Consider the following 16,738-nt stretch of genomic DNA (forward strand, 5'->3'; position numbering starts at 1 on the left):
TCCGCCAGCCCGGCCATGCCCTCGGCGGCGAAACGGGCGATCCATTTATGGACGGTCTTGAGGCTGACGCCGGCCGCCCTGGCGATCACGCCAGAGGCCGTGCCTGCCGCCGCCATGCGCACGATCCGCTCTCGACCCAACTGCGTCAGCCGGGCATTCTTGTGGATGTTCATCCGGTTCCTCCGAGGGGTCTGAAGCTTCGCAACCTCAGCTTCCTCGCTCGGGACCGGATGGACAACCTATTGAGAGCTCACAGCTAGATCATCGGACTGGAGATCGTATCCAGTCCGGTGATCTAACCCTTTGTCTTTGCATCGGCTTTGCCCCGAAAACCGCCATCCACTTTTCGGGCCGATGCTTTAGACCGGAACCTTGCTTGCATTCATGCGCGATCAATGACCGCGAGGGGCTCGACGAATGGCAGGCCTTGAGCCCTTGCCACGGGCTCGCAGGTGACCTGCCCGACGCATATGTTGAGACCTTGGCGCAAGTGCGGATCCTGCTTCAAAGCCTCGCGCCAGCCGTGATTGGCGATGGCCAGCACGAAGGGCAATGTCGCATTGTTGAGCGCGAAGGTGGAGGTGCGCGCGACTGCGCCAGGCATGTTGGCCACGCAGTAATGCACGACCCCATCGACGATATAGGTCGGGTCGGAGTGCGTGGTGGCCTTTGAGGTCGCGAAACAGCCGCCCTGATCGATGGCCACGTCCACGACGACGGCGCCCTTCTTCATGGTGCGGATCATATCGTGGCTGACCAGCTTGGGCGCCGACGCGCCAGGGATCAGCACCGCACCAATCACCAGGTCCGCTTGCCTGACGAGCTCTTCAATCGCCGCCTGCGTGGAAAAGACGGTGGTGATCGCATTGCCGAACTGGGTGGCCAGGCGCTTCAGCGGCTCCGCCGACCGGTCCACGACCGTCACCTGCGCTCCCATGCCAATGGCGATGGTCGCCGCATGCGTGCCCGACACGCCTCCGCCGAGAATCACGACGGACGCTGCCGGGACTCCCGGCACACCGCCCAGCAAGATGCCGCGTCCCCCTTGGGCCTTCTCCAGGGCATGTGCGCCGACCTGAGGTGCGAGTCTGCCCGCCACTTCGGACATCGGCGCCAGAAGCGGCAGGCTGCCGGAGGGTGAAGTGACTGTCTCGTAGGCGATACAGATCGCCTTGGATTGAATGAGATCGCGGGTCTGCGCAGGATCGGGAGCAAGGTGCAGATAGGTGAACAGGATCTGTCCGGGCCGCAGACGCTTTCGCTCCTGGGCCAGGGGTTCCTTGACCTTCACCACCATCTCGGCTTCTGCGAATATTATCTCCGGCCCGTCGACTATCTTGGCGCCGACCGCGACGTAGTCCTCATCGGTGATGCCGGCACCAAGACCTGCGCCCGACTGGACCATGACCTGGTGACCATGATGGACCAACTCCCGGATGGATGACGGGACGAGCCCGGTACGCGCTTCATTGTCCTTGATTTCGCAGGGCACGCCGACGAGCATGGAATTCTCCTCCCATGGAGCCAGGGCCTTTATGTTTGGCCCATAGTGCGCGTTTGATTGCGCGGCTGGCAGGATCATTCACCAGCCCGCGCTCGATCATTGCGTCAAATGAGCCCGCTGGCCAGTGCATGGCGATCTGGTCCCCCATCACGAAGAGCGTGAGCTGCGAACGACTTCGATCTCGATTTCTGTACAGCACTCGCCGTTTGTCGGATGGAAATCGACCGAGCACGCCGTAACGACCAGGAGAAGATCGCATTCGGCGCGAACGACGACATACCCGCCAGGCGGGTTGATCGACGGGAGAACCTCAAGCCGGCCGTCTGGTTGCGGAGGCGAGTTTTGGAACAGGTCGACCGGATCGGGTACGAAGGGTAGCGCAACGCCTTCTTCCTGAAGTGCCAAGAGCAGGTTGTCCCTGCAATTTGGATGATCGTGCAGCCCGGCCCGCTCGTAGAGTTCACGGTTGCAGGCAGGAAACAGCATGTCGTGCGGACCGGGGGACCCGTCCTCGACCAATGTCAGCAACGGAACGCCGCGGTCGCTGTAGAAGCTCTCTCCGACCTTGGGAAACAATCGCTCGTTGATGTCTCGGGTCTGGGCCGTGCTCAGCCAGTCGAGTCGGGGCGAGGTGACGAAGGCCCAGAGATCGGCGACCTGCTGCCCCTTCGGATCGACGATGCGGATGATATCGCCACCCGATACGCGTACTGACCGTCCGGATTGGGCGGGAACGATGATGGACAGGTCGCCTGGCTCACGCTTCACAGAACTCGACTGCATTCCAGATCCTCACACCCATTCCGGCTCATCCTAAGGTACCGGTGCTAATTGACGATCAGGATGGCTTGTTCATGGTTCGGGGCGCGCGAGACAGCGCTTCAGCAGGACCTCACGCGCCCCCTGACATCGCAGCTCTCGAAGTTTCGGAACAATCATTTCCCGCGCCTGTTCCTGTGATGTCTTTGCACGGAGTGCCGCCAGGACGTGCATCTTGCGTGCAAGCTCAGCCGCGAACGCGGAGTGTCACTTGGAAAAGCTCAAGGCGTATCGTCAGAAGCGCGATTTCGAGAAGACCAGGGAGCCTGACGGAGACGCTGCGGTTTCGAAATCGAACCGCCTGCGCTTCGTCATCCAGAAGCATGATGCGACCAGGCTTCATTATGATCTGCGCCTGGAACTGGACGGGGTCTTCAAGTCCTGGGCGGTGACCAAGGGCCCCTCGCTTGATCCTGGCGACAAGCGCCTCGCAGTCGAGGTGGAAGACCACCCCCTGCCCTATGGAGATTTCGAAGGGACCATACCCAAGGGGCAATATGGTGGGGGAACGGTTCTGCTCTGGGATCGCGGCTACTGGCAGCCGGAGGGCAAGATCAGCCCGGAGCGCCAACTGGAAAAGGGCGAACTCAAGTTCGTTCTGGACGGCGAGCGCCTCGAGGGCAGCTTTGTCCTCGTTCGGATGCGTCATGACCGGGATGGCGGCAAGCGCACCAACTGGCTGCTGATCAAGCACCGGGACGCGCATTCCGTGGATGGCGACGGTGATGCGGTCTTGAAGGCCGACACGTCCGTTGCCTCCGGCCGCAGCATGGACGCGATCGCGGCCGGCAAGGGGCGTTCGCCCAAGCCATTCCTCCTCGCGAAGGACGCCCTCGCCGCTGACGCCGAATGGGACAGCCGGAAGGGTCTGGCCGCGCAGCGCAGACGAAGCCCGGAACGATCCGGATCTCCCAAGAGATCTCGCCCGGCCCCCATGCCACCGTTCATCGCGCCGCAGCTATGCCGAAGTGTCGAGCGTCCCGCCAATGGTGGCGGGTGGGTGCATGAGATCAAGTTCGATGGCTATCGCATCCAGATGCGGGTCCAGGGCGGGACCGTCACGCTCAAGACGCGGAAGGGGCTCGATTGGACCTCCCGTTTTGAAACGATCGCCAAGGCGGGAGAGAGCCTGCCCGATGCCATCATCGATGGCGAGATCGTCGCGCTCGACAAGCATGGCACGCCGGATTTTGCCGCCCTCCAGGCCGCCATTTCGGAGGGCAGGACGGAGGATCTGATCTTCTTCGCCTTCGACATGCTGTTCAGCGTCGGGGCCGATCTCCGCGAGCTGCCACTCCTGCAGCGCAAGGAGCGTCTGAAGGAGACCCTCGACGACCACGGCGACGGCGTCATCCTGCGCTATGTCGAACATTTCGAGACCGGCGGCGACGCCATCCTGAAATCGGCCTGCCAACTCTCCCTGGAAGGCATCGTCTCGAAGGCGGTCGATGCGCCCTATGTGTCAGGGCGCAGCAACAGCTGGACGAAGGCCAAATGCCGCGCCGGGCACGAGGTCGTGATCGGCGGATGGTCCACGACGGCCGGCAAATTCAAGTCGCTTCTGGTCGGCGTCAATCGAGGGTCGGATCTTGTCTATATCGGACGGGTGGGTACGGGCTACAGCGCCGCCAAGGTGCAGGCGCTGTTGCCAAAGCTGAAGGCGGCCGCCGCGACAGCCTCGCCCTTCAAAGGGGCCGGCTCTCCCAAGCGCGAGCCCGGGGTCACCTGGTTGAAGCCCGAACTTGTCGCGGAGATCGAGTTTGCCGRCTGGACCGGGGATGGCATGGCTCGTCAGGCCGCCTTCAAGGGATTGCGCGAAGACAAGCCCGCCGACGAGGTGGAAACCGACCTCCCCGCAGATCCGAAAGGCACCGAGACGCCGCAGCCGAAACCGGTATCCTCGCGCCGTCGGGGCGAGAGGGCCACTGTCATGGGGGTCGGCATCAGCCACCCCGAGAAGATCTTGTGGCCGAATGCGGGGGATGACCGGCCTGTCTCCAAGCAGGAACTGGCCGAATATTTCGCGGCGGTCGGCGACTGGATGATGCCCCATATCAAGGGCCGGCCCTGTTCGCTTGTGCGCGCGCCCGATGGAATTACGGGCGAGATGTTCTTCCAGCGCCACGCCGGCATGGGAACCTCGAACCTGTTCGAACTCGTCCGGGTCTTTGGCGACAAGAAGCCCTATCTCCAGATCGATCGGATCGAGGCGTTGGCGGCGGCGGCCCAGATCGGCGGCATCGAGCTTCACCCGTGGAACTGCATGCCCGATGATCCGGAGACGCCGGGCCGCCTGGTCTTCGATCTCGATCCAGGGCCCGGCGTGACATTCGGTGAGGTGATCGAGGCCGCAAGCCAGATGCGCGAGCGGCTGGATGCGCTTGGACTGGCCAGTTTCTGCAAGACCACAGGCGGCAAGGGACTACATGTCGTCACGCCCTTGGCGGCTGGAAAGCGCAACAAGATCGAGTGGCCTGCGGCGAAAGATTTCGCTCGCCACATCTGCGCGGAACTCGCCGCCRAACAGCCCTCACGCTACGTGGTCAATATGGCCAAGCGTCTCAGAAATGGCCGCATCTTCCTCGACTATCTGCGAAATGACCGCATGGCGACGGCGGTCGCCCCCCTGTCGCCGCGGGCACGGCCGGGCGCTCAGGTCTCGATGCCGCTGACTTGGCCGCAGGTCAAAGCCGATCTCGACCCCAAGCGCTTTACCGTGCGGACCGTGCCGGGCCTGCTCAAGACGACCAAGGCTTGGGAAGGCTATGACGACGCGGCAGGCTCGCTCTCCGACGCGATCAAGAAGCTGGGCAGGCGCGCCACGGCTGCCTGACGGGTTGCCGAAAGCGKCGCCGGGGAACGATCAGCCACGCCACCGCGTTCACCGGGTGTGTCGGGAGATGTGACCATGGCGCCGCGGACGTTCTGGAAGGGCTATCTCAAGCTGTCCCTCGTGACCTGTCCAGTCGCGATGATGCCGGCCCGATCGGACAACGAGAAGGTCCGCTTCCATACGCTCAACCGCAAGACCGGAAACCGGATACGAAGTCGCTTCGTCGATGCGGTCACCGGCAAGCCCGTCAGCGACGAGGACGAGGTCAAGGGCTATCCAAGGGGCGATGACGACTATGTCATGTTGGAAGACGATGAACTCGACTCCGTGGCACTGGAGAGCACCCGAACCATCGACATCCAGACCTTCGCTCCAAGATCATCGGTCGGCTGGATCTGGTATGACACGCCTCATTACCTCGTGCCCGATGCAAAGGTCGGGGAAGAGGCATTCTCCGTCATCCGCGAAGCGATGAAGCGTACGAAGACGGTCGGAATCTCGCGGCTCGTCCTCTATCGGCGCGAACGGGCCGTGCTGCTGGACGCCCGCGATAACGGCATCGTCTTGTGGACCTTGCGCTATGGCGATGAGGTCCGGCCCGAGAAAGATTATTTCGCCGGGATCGGCGAGGCCGCACCGGACTCTGATCTGCGTCCCCTGATGGACAAGCTCATCGCGACCCGCACCAAGGACTGGTCCCCGGAGCTTGCCAAGGATCCGGTCCAGGAGGAGCTGCTTGGTATCATCAAGGCCAAGGAGAAGGGCCGCAATCCGATGAGGACATCGCCGCGTCCGGCCTCGGAAGGCAATGTCGTCAACATCATGGACGCGCTCAAGCGCAGCCTGGAACCGCGGCGCAAATAATCAACTCGCCTTCTTGCGCGGGGCTTGCTTCGCCGCTGCGGGCTTCTCGCCGCCGCCAGCCTTGGCACTTTGACGCAATGCCTCCATCAGGCTGACGACCTTCGAGGGCTCGGGCCGCTTCTGTGGCTTGATCTTGCGGCCTTCGATCTTGGCCTGGACGAGTTCGGCCAGCGCGGCTTCATAGCGATCGTCGAACTGTTTGGGATCGAACTTGCCAGCCTTCGTCTTGATGATGTGCTCGGCCAGGTCGAGCATCTCACCGTCGATCTTGATTTCCGGGATCTCGCTGAAGGCGTCCTCGGCCGAGCGGACCTCGTAGTCGAAGTTCAACGTCGTCGCGATCAACCCTTCGTCCTGAGGACGGATCAGGATCGATCGCATCCGGCGGAAGATGACCGTTCGGGCCAGCGCGGCCGACTTCTGGTCCTTCATTCCCTCGCGGATCAGCGCGAAGGCTTCGGACGCCACGGGTGAGGCAGGCGCGATATAGTAGGGCTTGTCGAAGAAGATCTCGTCGATCTCGCCGCACCGCAGGAACGTCTCGACCGTGAGGGTCTTGTCGCTTTCCGGGATCGCGGCGGCGATCTCTTCCGGCTCGAGCAGGACGTAATCGCCGTTGCCCTTGTCGTAGCCCTTGACCTGATCCTCGGTCTCGACCGGCTTGCCGGAGACCTCGTCGATATACTGACGATGGACGCGGTTGCCGGTCTTGCGGTTCAAGGTGTGAAACGAGATCCGCTCGGCGGTCGAGGCTGCCGTGTAGAGCGAAACCGGGCAGCTCACCTCGGCGATCTTCAGAACGCCTTTCCAGACAGCGCGCGGCGCCATGACATTTCCCCATAGCGTTTCAGCGGACGCGAGCGAGGAACGAGCGGGCATCCATGATGGTTCCAGTTTGCACCGCACCACGCGACCAAAGAAGCACCGGAACCGTGATGGACGTCGGCGCTCGGCTGCATTCGTTCACGACAGAAAAGGCGTCGACTGGCGGCTACAGGGAACACGTTATCGTGAGATGGTTCTGCCCTATGCGCCCCAGGCAGATGCCCGAGTACCTGAACAGGGCTTGCCCGACCGGAGCCTCGCAACGGCTCTGTCTCGTCTTTCGTTTCGTTGACGGGCTGGTCGCATTGCCCTGCCGAGCGCGCCAGGCCTTACGTGGTCATGGTGATGTCCGCAATGGCGTCTGCCGCGGCTCGTAGGCGTGGATGGCCGTTCTAAGCGCAGCGAGCTGACGATCTCGGGCGGCGCTCGGCCTGATGCCTTCCAACTGGCCAACGCGCTCACAAGCATCGCGATAGTCTTCGTGCGTACGGAGTGTCACCGTCACTGGTTCTGATCTGGAAAGGGTATCGGACATGCAAAGCACCTCCCTGTAGGGAGCAACCTAAACCTTGGAGCGCTCCCGGCAATGTCATTTGCCGGATGCGGCAACTCTTGATCGAATTCACTCCAGCCGCGTGATGATCAGCCCGGTTCTGGCGACTTCGAACCTGCGCTCGTCGACAAAGTTCACGAGCGCACCGCTATCGAGCGTGTAGGTGATGCTGCGCAGGTCGTCCGGGTTTCCGCTTGGGATGAAAAGCGCGGGGTAACGAACCCATGTCAGCACTCCCATATCACCACCATATCCTAACTGCTGAGGCGGCACGAAGTTCCACGTCGCCGGAACGAGTGCCCGCTGCCCGGCGTTTGTCTGCGGTGGAGGAGAACCCGTCATGCGCGTGCGCCAGATGTCGCGGTCCGGCCCCGGTTCGGAGGCGTTGAAGGGCACGGTCTTGTCGCCCGTTGCCATACCAGTGGAGGCCCGTCTCCCTGACGACAGCACGCAAGATGACGATCCTATGCCGCAGCATGTCGAGCCATGCCTTGCCAGTGAGGCGGCAAAGCCGCCCAAGGGGTCCAATTGGTCGTTCGAGGTGGCATGGGACGGCTACCGGCTTGCCGTTCATATCGAGCCTTCGCGCGAGGTGCGCCTGCTTGCGCGAGACGGCCGGGATTGGACGGCCCGCTTTCCCGCGATCGTGGCGGCGGCGAAGCAGATCGTCGTCGACAGTGCTATCCTTGATGGCGAGGCCGTCATCCTCGATCGGAGCGGAAAATCGGATCTCGCGGCATTGGAGCAAGCGCTCGGCGGGCGAGACGGCAAGGGCAGCGCCGAACTCGCGGTCCTGTTTGCCTTCGATCTTCTGTACCTCAATGGACAGGATCTGCGGCATCTGCCGCTCTCGCAGCGGCGCGAGGTCCTGGCCGATGCAATCGACCGCGCGTCTCCCGGTATCCTGCTCAGTGAGGACGTGATTGCCGACGGAGAGGCGTTCTACACCCTCGCCTGCAAGCTCGGCCTCGAAGGCATCATCGCAAAACGCCTTGATGCACCCTATCGCTCCGGCCGCGATGGTGACTGGCTCAAGATCAGGTGCATCCAGTCGGAGCGCTTCGTCATCATCGGATATGAGCCTTCGATCGGCTTTGGAGGAATCGGCAGGTTGCTGCTCGCTGCGGAAAAGGCCGACGGCCTGGTCTATGTCGGCGGGGTTGGCAGCGGCTTCACCGAGCTGTCCGGCGCCGCCTTGAAGGCGCGGCTCGACGCGAGACTCGTTCCGCGACCACCCCTGGCCATCCAGCGGACAGCCGCGCGCTGGGTTTCGCCCGTGCTGGTTGCCGAGATCGAATTCCGCGGCTGGACCGATGACGGCAAGCTTCGCCACGCGACTTACAAGGGCCTGCGCGACGAAGCCGGTGCTGCGAGGATCTTTCGGTTCGATGATGCATAGGAGTCAGGACCGAGCCAGGGCCGGACATCGCGGACAAGGCCACGCGTTCGCCAGGCAGCAAACGGCCCGCCAACGGAAGCTGCTGGCGGGCCGAACGGTTGGACGATTGTGCTGATCACTCGATGATCTGAACGATCCTGCGGGTGCCGGGCTCGACCAGCACAGTGCGGTTATTCACGACCGTATAGCGGTACTGGGTCGCGCCATACTCGCGCGGCACTTCGCGATAGGTCACGCCCTCATTCGGGAGCACGGTGCCGACCGCGAGCGGCTCGGCATAGGTGTAGGACGGCACACGCTGCTCGACCACATAGGTCTTGAAGCGGGGGGTATTGTCGCCGACGATGCCGCCTACGACAGCGCCACCCACGCCGCCGACAACAGCACCGACCGGACCGCCGACGATCGCCCCGCCCACGGCGCCTGTCGCCGCGCCGGCAGCTGCACCACCCTGCGCGCCCTGCGGATTCTGGGCGAATGACGCGACGGGCACGAGAATCAGGGTCGCGGCGAGAGCAAGCTTCTTCATCATCACAGATCTCCTTCGCTGAGGGTTCTGTGATCAGGAACGGGCTCGATTCCGGTTTGTTCCACCGATCGGCATCCGGACGTCGGTGTCCCGCGAGAGGCCGCCTCCGTCGCGAACGGCCGCAATCAGGTCTCGGCCTGGGTCACCCCAAGCTTGTGCCAGAGCTGTTCCCTGTCCATGCAGGAGACGTCGTAAGTGACCTGTCGGCCCTTGAATTCCGGTCGTTTTCCAAACTCCACCGTCATCGCACGCGCGATGTCGTCGATGCGGGCTTCGCAGGCCTGCACCGTCGTGAAACCCTGTTCGCTGATCCGGGAAGCGGTGCAGGTCGCTTCGCCGGAAATGCACGCGACAATCACCATCGTGAAGGCATCCATGGAGGCACTCCGAGTGAAATCGAGTCAGGCCAGCCATGAAGGCTGGGGTTTCTGGGTTACCGAGAGCTTAAGGGGAACAAGCAAGATGCGGGCCGGCGCCACCGGCGCAGGCCGATCGCGCCTTCTGCGATCGCATCGGCTTACCCGAAAACCGCAATCCCTCGGGCCGATGCTTCAGCGCCACATGCCCTTGAGTCGTGCCGACACGTCAATTCTCACGCCGCTGCGGTGTTGCATGGCGGCCTGAGCCTGCTCGATGGGCCAGGTCGCCTGCTCGAACAGGTGCAGCAGGGCATGCGGGATGAACCGCGTGCGTGCCGCGTAGACATGCCGATCGCCTCGCGCGGCCTGGCCATGAGTGAAGAAGCGCTGCGGCACGACCAGATGCAGGTCGTCCCTGGCGCGCGTCATCGCGACATAGAGCAGCCTGCGCTCCTCCTCGATCTCGGCGGTCTCCCCGACGGCAAGGTCACTGGGAAGACAGCCGTCCACCGTGTTCAGCACAAAGACCGACTTCCATTCCTGTCCCTTGGCGGAGTGGATGGTCGAGAGGATGAGAAAATCCTCGTCCAGCGATGGCGGACCCGCTTCATCGCTCGTTGCGTCGGGCGGATTGAGGGTGAGCTCGGTGAGGAAGCGCTCGCGGGATGGATAGCCGGAGGCGATCTGCTCCAGCTGAACCAGATCGGCTCGACGCGTGGTGAAATCCTCGTGAATGCGCTCCAGGTGAGGGTCGTACCAGAGACGGGCCCGTTCGAGGTCTGCCGGCCAGCCTATCCCTGAGCGCAGCGCCCGGAATGTCGCAACGAAATCCGGCCAGGCGTCGCCCGTACGCGCGGGCGCCGACAGCTCCGCGAGGCCTGCTGCGAAATCATCTGCCGTGCCGGCCTGATCGAGCACGCGTTGCGCGGAGGTCGGCCCCACGCCCGGAAGCAGCTGCAGCAAGCGGAACCCGGCGACCCTGTCGCGCGGATTCTCGACGAAGCGCAGCATCGCCAGCATGTCTTTGACATGGGCGGCATCGAGGAATTTCAGCCCGCCGAACTTCTTGTAAGGAATATTGCGCCGTGTCAGCTCGACCTCCAGCGGGCCGCTGTGATGCGAGGCGCGAAAGAGCACCGCCTGCTGCTTGAGCGTGTGCCCCGCCTCCCTGTTCTCCAGCACGCGCGTCGCGACGAAGCGCGCCTGGTCGGCTTCGTCGCGAACATTGACGAGTTGGGGCTTGCCGCCCGACTGGCGGTCGGTCCAGAGGTTCTTGGTGAAGCGCTCGCGGGCGAGCTCGATCACCCCATTCGCGGCGGCCAGAATGGGCTGGTTCGAACGATAGTTCTGATCCAGCGTGACGACCTCAGCCGGTGGGCTGAAGGCCTGGGGGAAATCGAGGATATTGCGGATCTCGGCGGCGCGGAACGAGTAGATCGATTGCGCGTCATCGCCGACGACGGTGAGCCCCTGGCCATCGGGCTTGAGCGCCAGCAGGATCGAGGCCTGAAGCTTGTTGGTATCCTGATACTCGTCGACGAAGACATGGTCGAAACGTCCGCCCATCTCCGCGGCAAGGCTGGGCTCGCTTGCGGCCTGGGCCCAGCACAGCAGAAGATCGTCGTAATCAAGGACGTTCTGGGCCTGCTTGGCCTCGACATAGGCTGAAAAGAGCTGCTTCAGCTCCCCTGCCCATGATGCGCACCAGGGAAAGGAAGCACCCAGCACGGCCTCAACCGGCTCTTCGGCATTGACGCAGCGCGAATAGATCGCAAGGCAGGTGCCCTTCTTGGGAAAGCGCCCTTCCGTTTTCGAGTAGCCAAGCTCGTGACGAGCGAGGTTCATCAGGTCGGCGCTGTCCTCGCGGTCATGGATCGTGAAATGCGGATCGAGCCCAAGCTCCGGCGCGTAATCCCGGAGCAGCCTTGCTCCCACGCTGTGAAAGGTCCCGGCCCAGGTCAGCGCGTCGGTCATGACGGCAGCCCCCTCTCCCAGCACGTCGCGCGCGATGCGCTCCACCCGCCTCGCCATCTCGGCTGCAGCGCGTCGGGAGAAGGTCAGCATCATCATGCGGCGCGGGTCCGCACCGTTCAGGATCAGATGCGCGACACGATGCGCGAGCGTGTTGGTCTTGCCGGATCCCGCCCCCGCGATCACCAGCAAGGGACCCGGCTGCGTGCCGACGCCGTGCTCCACCGCGCGGCGTTGCGCGGGGTTGAGCCTGTCGAGATAGCTTGGTGGCGCCAGCGAATCGAGAGCGAACATGTCTCATATTCGATCATTTTTCGCGTTTTGTTCGCAACGCAAAAGATCGGGAATAGGGCAGCCGTCCTGAGCCAGATGGCCGAAGCCCTATGGCAGGATCGGTTTCGACCTGATCATGAGGCGGCGATTCACCTCACCCAGCCAGCGAGGCGAGCGCCCGCTCGATCCGGGAACAGCCGCCCCTGGCGCGCGCCTTCTCGAAGGAGGCCGCGAGCTTCCCGTTGGCATAGGCCTTCACCACGATGGCGTGGACATAGCTCTTGCGCGTCACGGCAGGCGTGTTCGCCAGTTGCTCCGAGACGGCGCGCATGATCTCGGCGAGCTGACGCTTCTCGCTGCCATCGCCGATCATGATCTGGCTGGCCAGCAGCAGTTCGGCGGCCGCAGCGTTCCCCGCCAGCATCCTCAAATCCTTGGCACTGATGGCGAGGCCGGAGATCTCGCGGAGATAGGCGTTGATGTCGCCGGCATGGACCGGCGTCACCTTGCCGTCCTCGTCCCGGTATTGCAGCAGTCGCCGGCCGGGCAACTGCGCAATCCGGGCAAGTGCTCGGGCGAGCGGGCCATCCTGCCGCGAGCATGCGATCTGCTTTCCGCCCTTGCCGCGAAACAGCAGGTCGATCCGCGAGGCCGTCAACGCGACATGGCGCTTGAGGAGCGTCGAGGCACCATGGCTGCCATTGCTCCTCGCATAGGCCTCGCCGCCAACGCGCAGATGGCAGCGGTCGATGATGGCGACTGCGCAAGCCAGCGTTTTCCTGCGGCAGAGCGCACGCGCCTTGAGATCATCGGCGACCGCCTTGCGCAAACGGGGCAGCGCGTCGATCAGCAGCCGCAATCGCTTCAACTTGCGGCGTTCGCGGACCCGCTCCCATTCGGGATGATAGAGATATTGCAGCCGCCCGGCCTCGTCCCGCCCGACCGCCTGGAGATGGGCCCGTGGATCGGCCGCGATGCGCACCTCGCGATAGGCGGGCGGAATTGCAAGTGAGCGGATCCGCTCAAGCAAGGCCGCGTCCCGGACGGGCTCGTCAGTGGCGTCGAGATAGGCAAAGCCCCTGCCGCGCCGGCCCCTGCGGATCGTCAGATCTCCGGGATTGACGATCCGCAGCCGACCAGGGGCGCGGGATGGCTTGCCGGCGACCATGGCGTTACTGCTTGCCCAGCGCTTCCTGCATCAAGCCGCTTCCCGGCGGTTATGATGGCGGCGCACGAGTTCTTCGGCGTAGGCCAAGTCAGCCTGCGTGAAGGCCGGCACCGGATCCGTGAGGATGGCGGTGAGGACATCCCGGTCGCGCTGGCCATTCGCTATCACAAAGGCGAGCGCATCCCTCGTCTCGCGTTCGGCATGAAGCTGGGCCACGAGGGCCGCAATCAATCTGTCCTTGGCCGATAGCTGCATGGCAAAACCTCCGCAGGAAGCTTCGCGATAAACACGGTCGGGCCAGCGCTTGTTCCGCCCAGGCGCAATCTGTCAGCCCGCCAGCGGCGACGCGCCGATCGTGACGGTGAGCGCGCCGAGGCGCTCGATGCTGCCGACGAGAACATTACCGGGAAGGACCGCGCCGACGCCATGCGGCGTACCGGTCATGATCACATCGCCGGGCTCGAGCGAGTAATATTTCGAGAGTGTCGCAATGATCTCGGGCGTGCGCCAGATCATCAAGGACAGGTCGGAATCCTGGCGTGCGACACCGTCGACCTCGAGGCGGATTTTGCCCGTCGACGGGTGGCCGACCTGTTCGACCGGGTAGATCGGGCCGCAGGGCGCCGAGTGATCGAATGATTTCTTAAGTTCCCACGGGATCCGCGGGCCGTCTGGCGTGTCGAGCAGCTTGCGGCGGGTCATGTCGAGGCAGATGCCGTAGCCGAAGACATGCTCGAGCGCTTCGTCCTGAGGGATGTTGTAGCCGCCGGACTTCATCGCCACCATGAGCTCGAGCTCGAAGTGAAAATCGTCCGTCATCGGCGGATAGGGAACGACGCCGCCGTTCTGGACGATTGCATCGGCCGGCTTCTGGAAGATCAGCGGGAAATCGCGGGTCTCGTCGCCGCCCATCTCCCTGACATGGGCGACATAGTTGCGACCGACGCAGTAGATCCGCCGGATCGGGAAGCGCGCCGAGGAGCCCTCGATCGGCAGTGACTGGAGGGTCGGCGCCGGAACGGCGAAGTCTGCGAGTGTCGTCATCTGGGAAGCCATGCGCTGGGTCACGATCGGGACAGCATATGGGCCGGCTCGATCCTGTCCAGATAAATCTGCATATTTTTATCACACGCCAGATAATCTGAATTTATTTGACACGTTTGATCGATAATGCATCGTTCGCTCATCCGTATCAGAAAAACGCAAGGGGAGCGGGATGAAACGTAGGCAGTTCATGGCAGCGGCGGCGGGCCTGCCGCTTGCGCTCGCAGCGTCGCGTGTTCATGCGCAGGCGCAGGATGAGCTCACGATCGTCTATCCGAGCCCGGGCGGGCTGGGTTATTTCGCCCTCTATGCCGCGATCGGCGAAGGTTATTTCGCCGAGGAGAAGCTCAAGATCCAGCCGCGCAGCGTCAATGGTTCGGCCCAGGCCATCCAGGCGCTCCTTGCGGGCCAGGCGCAGCTCGCCCATCCCGGTCCGGGGCCGCTGATGGCGGCGCGCGAACGGGGCCAGGATCTGGTCTACATCTACAATTACTTCACCCGCAGCCAGTTCAACCTCGTCGTGCCGGAGGCTTCGCCGTTCCAGAAGCCCACCGACCTGAAGGGCAAGGTCATCGGCGTCGGCACGGCAGACGGGGCGGAGGTCGCGTTCGTGCGCTCGATCTTCGACGCCGAGGGCATGAAGGAAGGCCAGGACTACAAGTTCATCACGGTTGGCGAGGGCGGCATGGCTGTCGCCGGCTTCATGCAGAAGGCGATCGACGCCTATGCCTCCGACACCGCGGGCGCGGCCACGCTGACACTGCGCGGTGTCAAGCTGCGCTCGCTGACACCTCCGCCGTTCCAGTCCTTCTTCGGCAACGGCTATGTGGTGACGCGGAAATATCTCGACGAGAACCGCAGCATGCTGGAGCGCTTCGGCCGCGCGCTGGTCAGGGGCACCAAATTCGGGATCGACCCGGCCAACCGGGCCGCGACCCTGAAACATGCCCGCATGGGCAATCCGCAACAGCTGGAAAACATGCCCTTCGCCGAGGCTCTGYTCGACGTCTATTACAAGCTGACCAGTCCGATCGATCCCGCCAAGGGTTTTGGCTACAACCACCCCGCCGCCTGGGAGATGTGGCAACAGACGCTCGTTGCCTCGGGCGATCTCAAGAAGCCGCTGGCCGACCTGACCAAGGCCTATTCCAACGATCTCGTCACGGCCTGGAACGCTCCGCGATGACGGTGGCGGCGACTGTATCGGCCGAGGCGCGACCTCGGCCGGTCTACGAACTCGCGCAGGTTTCGAAATCCTACGGCGAGCGCGTGGTGGCGCTGGAGAACGTCGATCTGGTTCTCCGGGAAGGTGAGTTCCATTCGGTCATCGGCTCGAGCGGCTGCGGGAAGTCGACGCTGCTCAAGATCATGGCGGGCCTGACACCGCCTTCGAAGGGCCGGGTGATGCTCGCGGGGACACCGGTGCTGGGCGCCCGTGCCGATATCGGGATGATGTTCCAGCAGGCGACGCTGTTTCCGTGGCGGACGACGCTCCAGAACATCCTGCTGCCGGTCGAAGTCCGCGAAGGGCGCGCTGCAGCCGAGACGGCCGCGGCGCGTGCTCGCGTCCTGCTCGAACTGGTCGGGCTGAAAGGGTTCGAGGACACCTACCCCTCGCAGCTCTCGGGCGGCATGGCGCAGCGCGCCGCGATCTGCCGGATGCTGATCTCGGAGCCGAATGTGCTGCTGCTCGACGAGCCGTTCAGCGCACTCGACGAGATCACCCGTGATTTCATGAACATGGAGCTGCAGCGCATCTGCCGCGAGCGCAACGCCTCGGCCTTCCTGGTGACCCATTCCATCGCCGAGGCCGTCATCCTCTCCGACATCGTGCATGTGATGTCGTCGCGCCCCGGGCGGATCGTGCGCAGCATCCCCATCGCCCTGCCGCGGCCGAGGACGCTCGACATGACCACGCTGCCGCTCTTCGGCGAGTATGTCGGTGTGATCCGCGGCCTTCTCGACAAGGGAGCATTCCGGTGAGCCATGTCGCGGAGAAGCCGTTGGCAGCCGCCCTGCCCGCCGACACGGTCTGGATCGAAAAGGTTTCGTGGATTTCCAAGGCCCCGCGCTGGGCCTCGATGCTTGGGCTGCTCGTGCTCTTCCTCGGGCTCTGGCAGGGCATCACCGCCGCCGAGATCGTCTCGCCGCTGATCCTGCCTACCCCCGGCGATACGCTGCGCGATATCGGCTTCGTCGGGCGCAACCTGATGGCCGGGGACTATATGCTGCCAGCCTTCTGGGTCACGGCAAGCGAGGTCCTCGTGGGCTTCGTCGTGGCGCTGGCGATCGGTGTCACGCTCGGCGTCGTGGTCGGGGAAACGAGCTTCGGCGAGCGCGCGGTGATGCCTTACATCGTCGCGGTCGACACCATGCCCAAGCTCGCCTTCGCTCCGCTCTTCGTCGCCTGGCTCGGGTTCGGCATCATGTCGAAGGTCGCGCTCGCAGCCTTCATCTCGGTGTTTCCGATCATCGTCGGCACCGCGGCCGGGCTGCATGCGGCCGACGAAAATGCGCGCATGCTGTTCAAGAGCATCGGCGCCTCGCGCCTCCAGACACTGGTCAAGCTGAAGATCCCGACCGGCCTGCCGCAGTTC

General features: G+C 63.7%; 17 protein-coding genes. 6 read left to right on the forward strand and 11 right to left on the reverse strand.

Annotation, left to right across the window (positions count from 1 at the left end):
• The 3 genes from AC1DRP_RS31540 to AC1DRP_RS31550 form a co-directional block, all read right to left on the reverse strand.
• Nucleotides 1-173 (reverse strand): leucine zipper domain-containing protein (locus AC1DRP_RS31540; protein ID WP_476770566.1); only part of this gene is annotated, 173 nt, incomplete at its 3' end.
• Between the two features lie 209 nt (nt 174-382).
• On the reverse strand, nt 383-1,504 hold the full coding sequence (ald, locus tag AC1DRP_RS31545) for an alanine dehydrogenase (RefSeq protein ID WP_476770555.1): 1,122 nt from the start codon (nt 1,502-1,504) through the stop codon (nt 383-385).
• 147 nt (nt 1,505-1,651) lie between these two features.
• Nucleotides 1,652-2,287, reverse strand: coding sequence for a DUF1989 domain-containing protein (locus AC1DRP_RS31550; RefSeq protein WP_476770556.1), 636 nt, complete (start codon nt 2,285-2,287; stop codon nt 1,652-1,654).
• Nucleotides 2,288-2,534: 247 nt separating this feature from the next.
• Here AC1DRP_RS31550 and ligD (AC1DRP_RS31555) point away from each other — a divergent pair, with 247 nt between their 5' ends.
• The gene (ligD, locus tag AC1DRP_RS31555) at nt 2,535-5,156 is read left to right on the forward strand and encodes a DNA ligase D (RefSeq protein ID WP_476770557.1); all 2,622 of its coding nucleotides are present in this window, start codon (nt 2,535-2,537) and stop codon (nt 5,154-5,156) included.
• A 75-nt stretch (nt 5,157-5,231) separates the two neighbouring features.
• A complete protein-coding gene (ku, locus tag AC1DRP_RS31560; protein WP_441507751.1) occupies nt 5,232-6,020 on the forward strand; it encodes a non-homologous end joining protein Ku in 789 nt (262 codons plus the stop codon).
• On the opposite strand, the gene ku (AC1DRP_RS31565) is transcribed toward ku (AC1DRP_RS31560), so the two are convergent.
• Both ku (AC1DRP_RS31565) and AC1DRP_RS31570 read right to left on the reverse strand, forming a co-directional pair.
• On the reverse strand, nt 6,021-6,848 hold the full coding sequence (gene ku / locus AC1DRP_RS31565; protein WP_441507750.1) for a non-homologous end joining protein Ku: 828 nt from the start codon (nt 6,846-6,848) through the stop codon (nt 6,021-6,023).
• Between the two features lie 619 nt (nt 6,849-7,467).
• On the reverse strand, nt 7,468-7,815 hold the full coding sequence (locus AC1DRP_RS31570) for a hypothetical protein (RefSeq protein ID WP_476770558.1): 348 nt from the start codon (nt 7,813-7,815) through the stop codon (nt 7,468-7,470).
• A gap of 49 nt (nt 7,816-7,864) precedes the next feature.
• Between AC1DRP_RS31570 and ligD (AC1DRP_RS31575) the strand changes: the two genes are divergently transcribed.
• Nucleotides 7,865-8,797, forward strand: a complete 933-nt coding sequence (gene ligD / locus AC1DRP_RS31575) for a non-homologous end-joining DNA ligase (protein ID WP_476770559.1) — start codon at nt 7,865-7,867, stop codon at nt 8,795-8,797.
• A gap of 115 nt (nt 8,798-8,912) precedes the next feature.
• Here the strand turns inward: ligD (AC1DRP_RS31575) and AC1DRP_RS31580 are convergent, their stop codons facing one another.
• The 6 genes from AC1DRP_RS31580 to AC1DRP_RS31605 all read right to left on the reverse strand — a co-directional run bounded on the left by AC1DRP_RS31580 (nt 8,913) and on the right by AC1DRP_RS31605 (nt 14,141).
• Nucleotides 8,913-9,329: a DUF1236 domain-containing protein gene (locus AC1DRP_RS31580; RefSeq protein WP_069881129.1), complete on the reverse strand. Its 417-nt coding sequence runs from the start codon at nt 9,327-9,329 to the stop codon at nt 8,913-8,915.
• A 122-nt stretch (nt 9,330-9,451) separates the two neighbouring features.
• Nucleotides 9,452-9,703 (reverse strand): hypothetical protein, encoded by a 252-nt coding sequence (locus AC1DRP_RS31585; RefSeq protein WP_441507746.1) that lies wholly within the window; start codon nt 9,701-9,703, stop codon nt 9,452-9,454.
• A gap of 174 nt (nt 9,704-9,877) precedes the next feature.
• Entirely contained in the window at nt 9,878-11,950 is a 2,073-nt protein-coding gene (locus AC1DRP_RS31590) for an ATP-dependent helicase (RefSeq protein WP_476770560.1), read from the reverse strand.
• Between the two features lie 133 nt (nt 11,951-12,083).
• Nucleotides 12,084-13,097 (reverse strand): DNA topoisomerase IB, encoded by a 1,014-nt coding sequence (locus tag AC1DRP_RS31595; RefSeq protein WP_476770561.1) that lies wholly within the window; start codon nt 13,095-13,097, stop codon nt 12,084-12,086.
• 30 nt (nt 13,098-13,127) lie between these two features.
• On the reverse strand, nt 13,128-13,352 hold the full coding sequence (locus AC1DRP_RS31600; RefSeq protein ID WP_476770562.1) for a hypothetical protein: 225 nt from the start codon (nt 13,350-13,352) through the stop codon (nt 13,128-13,130).
• A gap of 72 nt (nt 13,353-13,424) precedes the next feature.
• Nucleotides 13,425-14,141, reverse strand: coding sequence for a fumarylacetoacetate hydrolase family protein (locus AC1DRP_RS31605; protein WP_441507743.1), 717 nt, complete (start codon nt 14,139-14,141; stop codon nt 13,425-13,427).
• 172 nt (nt 14,142-14,313) lie between these two features.
• Here AC1DRP_RS31605 and AC1DRP_RS31610 point away from each other — a divergent pair, with 172 nt between their 5' ends.
• The 3 genes from AC1DRP_RS31610 to AC1DRP_RS31620 all read left to right on the forward strand — a co-directional run.
• A complete protein-coding gene (locus AC1DRP_RS31610; protein ID WP_476770563.1) occupies nt 14,314-15,327 on the forward strand; it encodes an ABC transporter substrate-binding protein in 1,014 nt (337 codons plus the stop codon).
• Complete coding sequence (locus AC1DRP_RS31615) at nt 15,324-16,124, forward strand: ABC transporter ATP-binding protein (protein ID WP_476770564.1); 801 nt, start codon at nt 15,324-15,326, stop codon at nt 16,122-16,124. Before AC1DRP_RS31610 ends, AC1DRP_RS31615 begins: the two co-directional genes overlap by 4 nt.
• Nucleotides 16,121-16,738 (forward strand): ABC transporter permease (locus AC1DRP_RS31620; protein ID WP_476770565.1); only part of this gene is annotated, 618 nt, incomplete at its 3' end. The genes AC1DRP_RS31615 and AC1DRP_RS31620, both read left to right, overlap by 4 nt.

This window comes from Allobosea sp. 01N443 (assembly GCF_056399325.1).

What these genes read in the sequence shown, in the direction of transcription:
- AC1DRP_RS31605 (WP_441507743.1), bottom strand. Translation starts at nt 14,141, where the DNA reads ATGACGACACTCGCAGACTTCGCCGTTCCGGCGCCGACCCTCCAGTCA.
- AC1DRP_RS31600 (WP_476770562.1), bottom strand. Translation starts at nt 13,352, where the DNA reads ATGCAGCTATCGGCCAAGGACAGATTGATTGCGGCCCTCGTGGCCCAG.
- AC1DRP_RS31615 (WP_476770564.1), top strand. Translation starts at nt 15,324, where the DNA reads ATGACGGTGGCGGCGACTGTATCGGCCGAGGCGCGACCTCGGCCGGTC.
- ald (WP_476770555.1), bottom strand. Translation starts at nt 1,504, where the DNA reads ATGCTCGTCGGCGTGCCCTGCGAAATCAAGGACAATGAAGCGCGTACC.
- ligD (WP_476770559.1), top strand. Translation starts at nt 7,865, where the DNA reads ATGCCGCAGCATGTCGAGCCATGCCTTGCCAGTGAGGCGGCAAAGCCG.
- AC1DRP_RS31570 (WP_476770558.1), bottom strand. Translation starts at nt 7,815, where the DNA reads ATGGCAACGGGCGACAAGACCGTGCCCTTCAACGCCTCCGAACCGGGG.
- AC1DRP_RS31580 (WP_069881129.1), bottom strand. Translation starts at nt 9,329, where the DNA reads ATGATGAAGAAGCTTGCTCTCGCCGCGACCCTGATTCTCGTGCCCGTC.
- AC1DRP_RS31590 (WP_476770560.1), bottom strand. Translation starts at nt 11,950, where the DNA reads ATGTTCGCTCTCGATTCGCTGGCGCCACCAAGCTATCTCGACAGGCTC.
- AC1DRP_RS31595 (WP_476770561.1), bottom strand. Translation starts at nt 13,097, where the DNA reads ATGGTCGCCGGCAAGCCATCCCGCGCCCCTGGTCGGCTGCGGATCGTC.
- AC1DRP_RS31550 (WP_476770556.1), bottom strand. Translation starts at nt 2,287, where the DNA reads ATGCAGTCGAGTTCTGTGAAGCGTGAGCCAGGCGACCTGTCCATCATC.
- AC1DRP_RS31585 (WP_441507746.1), bottom strand. Translation starts at nt 9,703, where the DNA reads ATGGATGCCTTCACGATGGTGATTGTCGCGTGCATTTCCGGCGAAGCG.
- ku (WP_441507750.1), bottom strand. Translation starts at nt 6,848, where the DNA reads ATGGCGCCGCGCGCTGTCTGGAAAGGCGTTCTGAAGATCGCCGAGGTG.
- ku (WP_441507751.1), top strand. Translation starts at nt 5,232, where the DNA reads ATGGCGCCGCGGACGTTCTGGAAGGGCTATCTCAAGCTGTCCCTCGTG.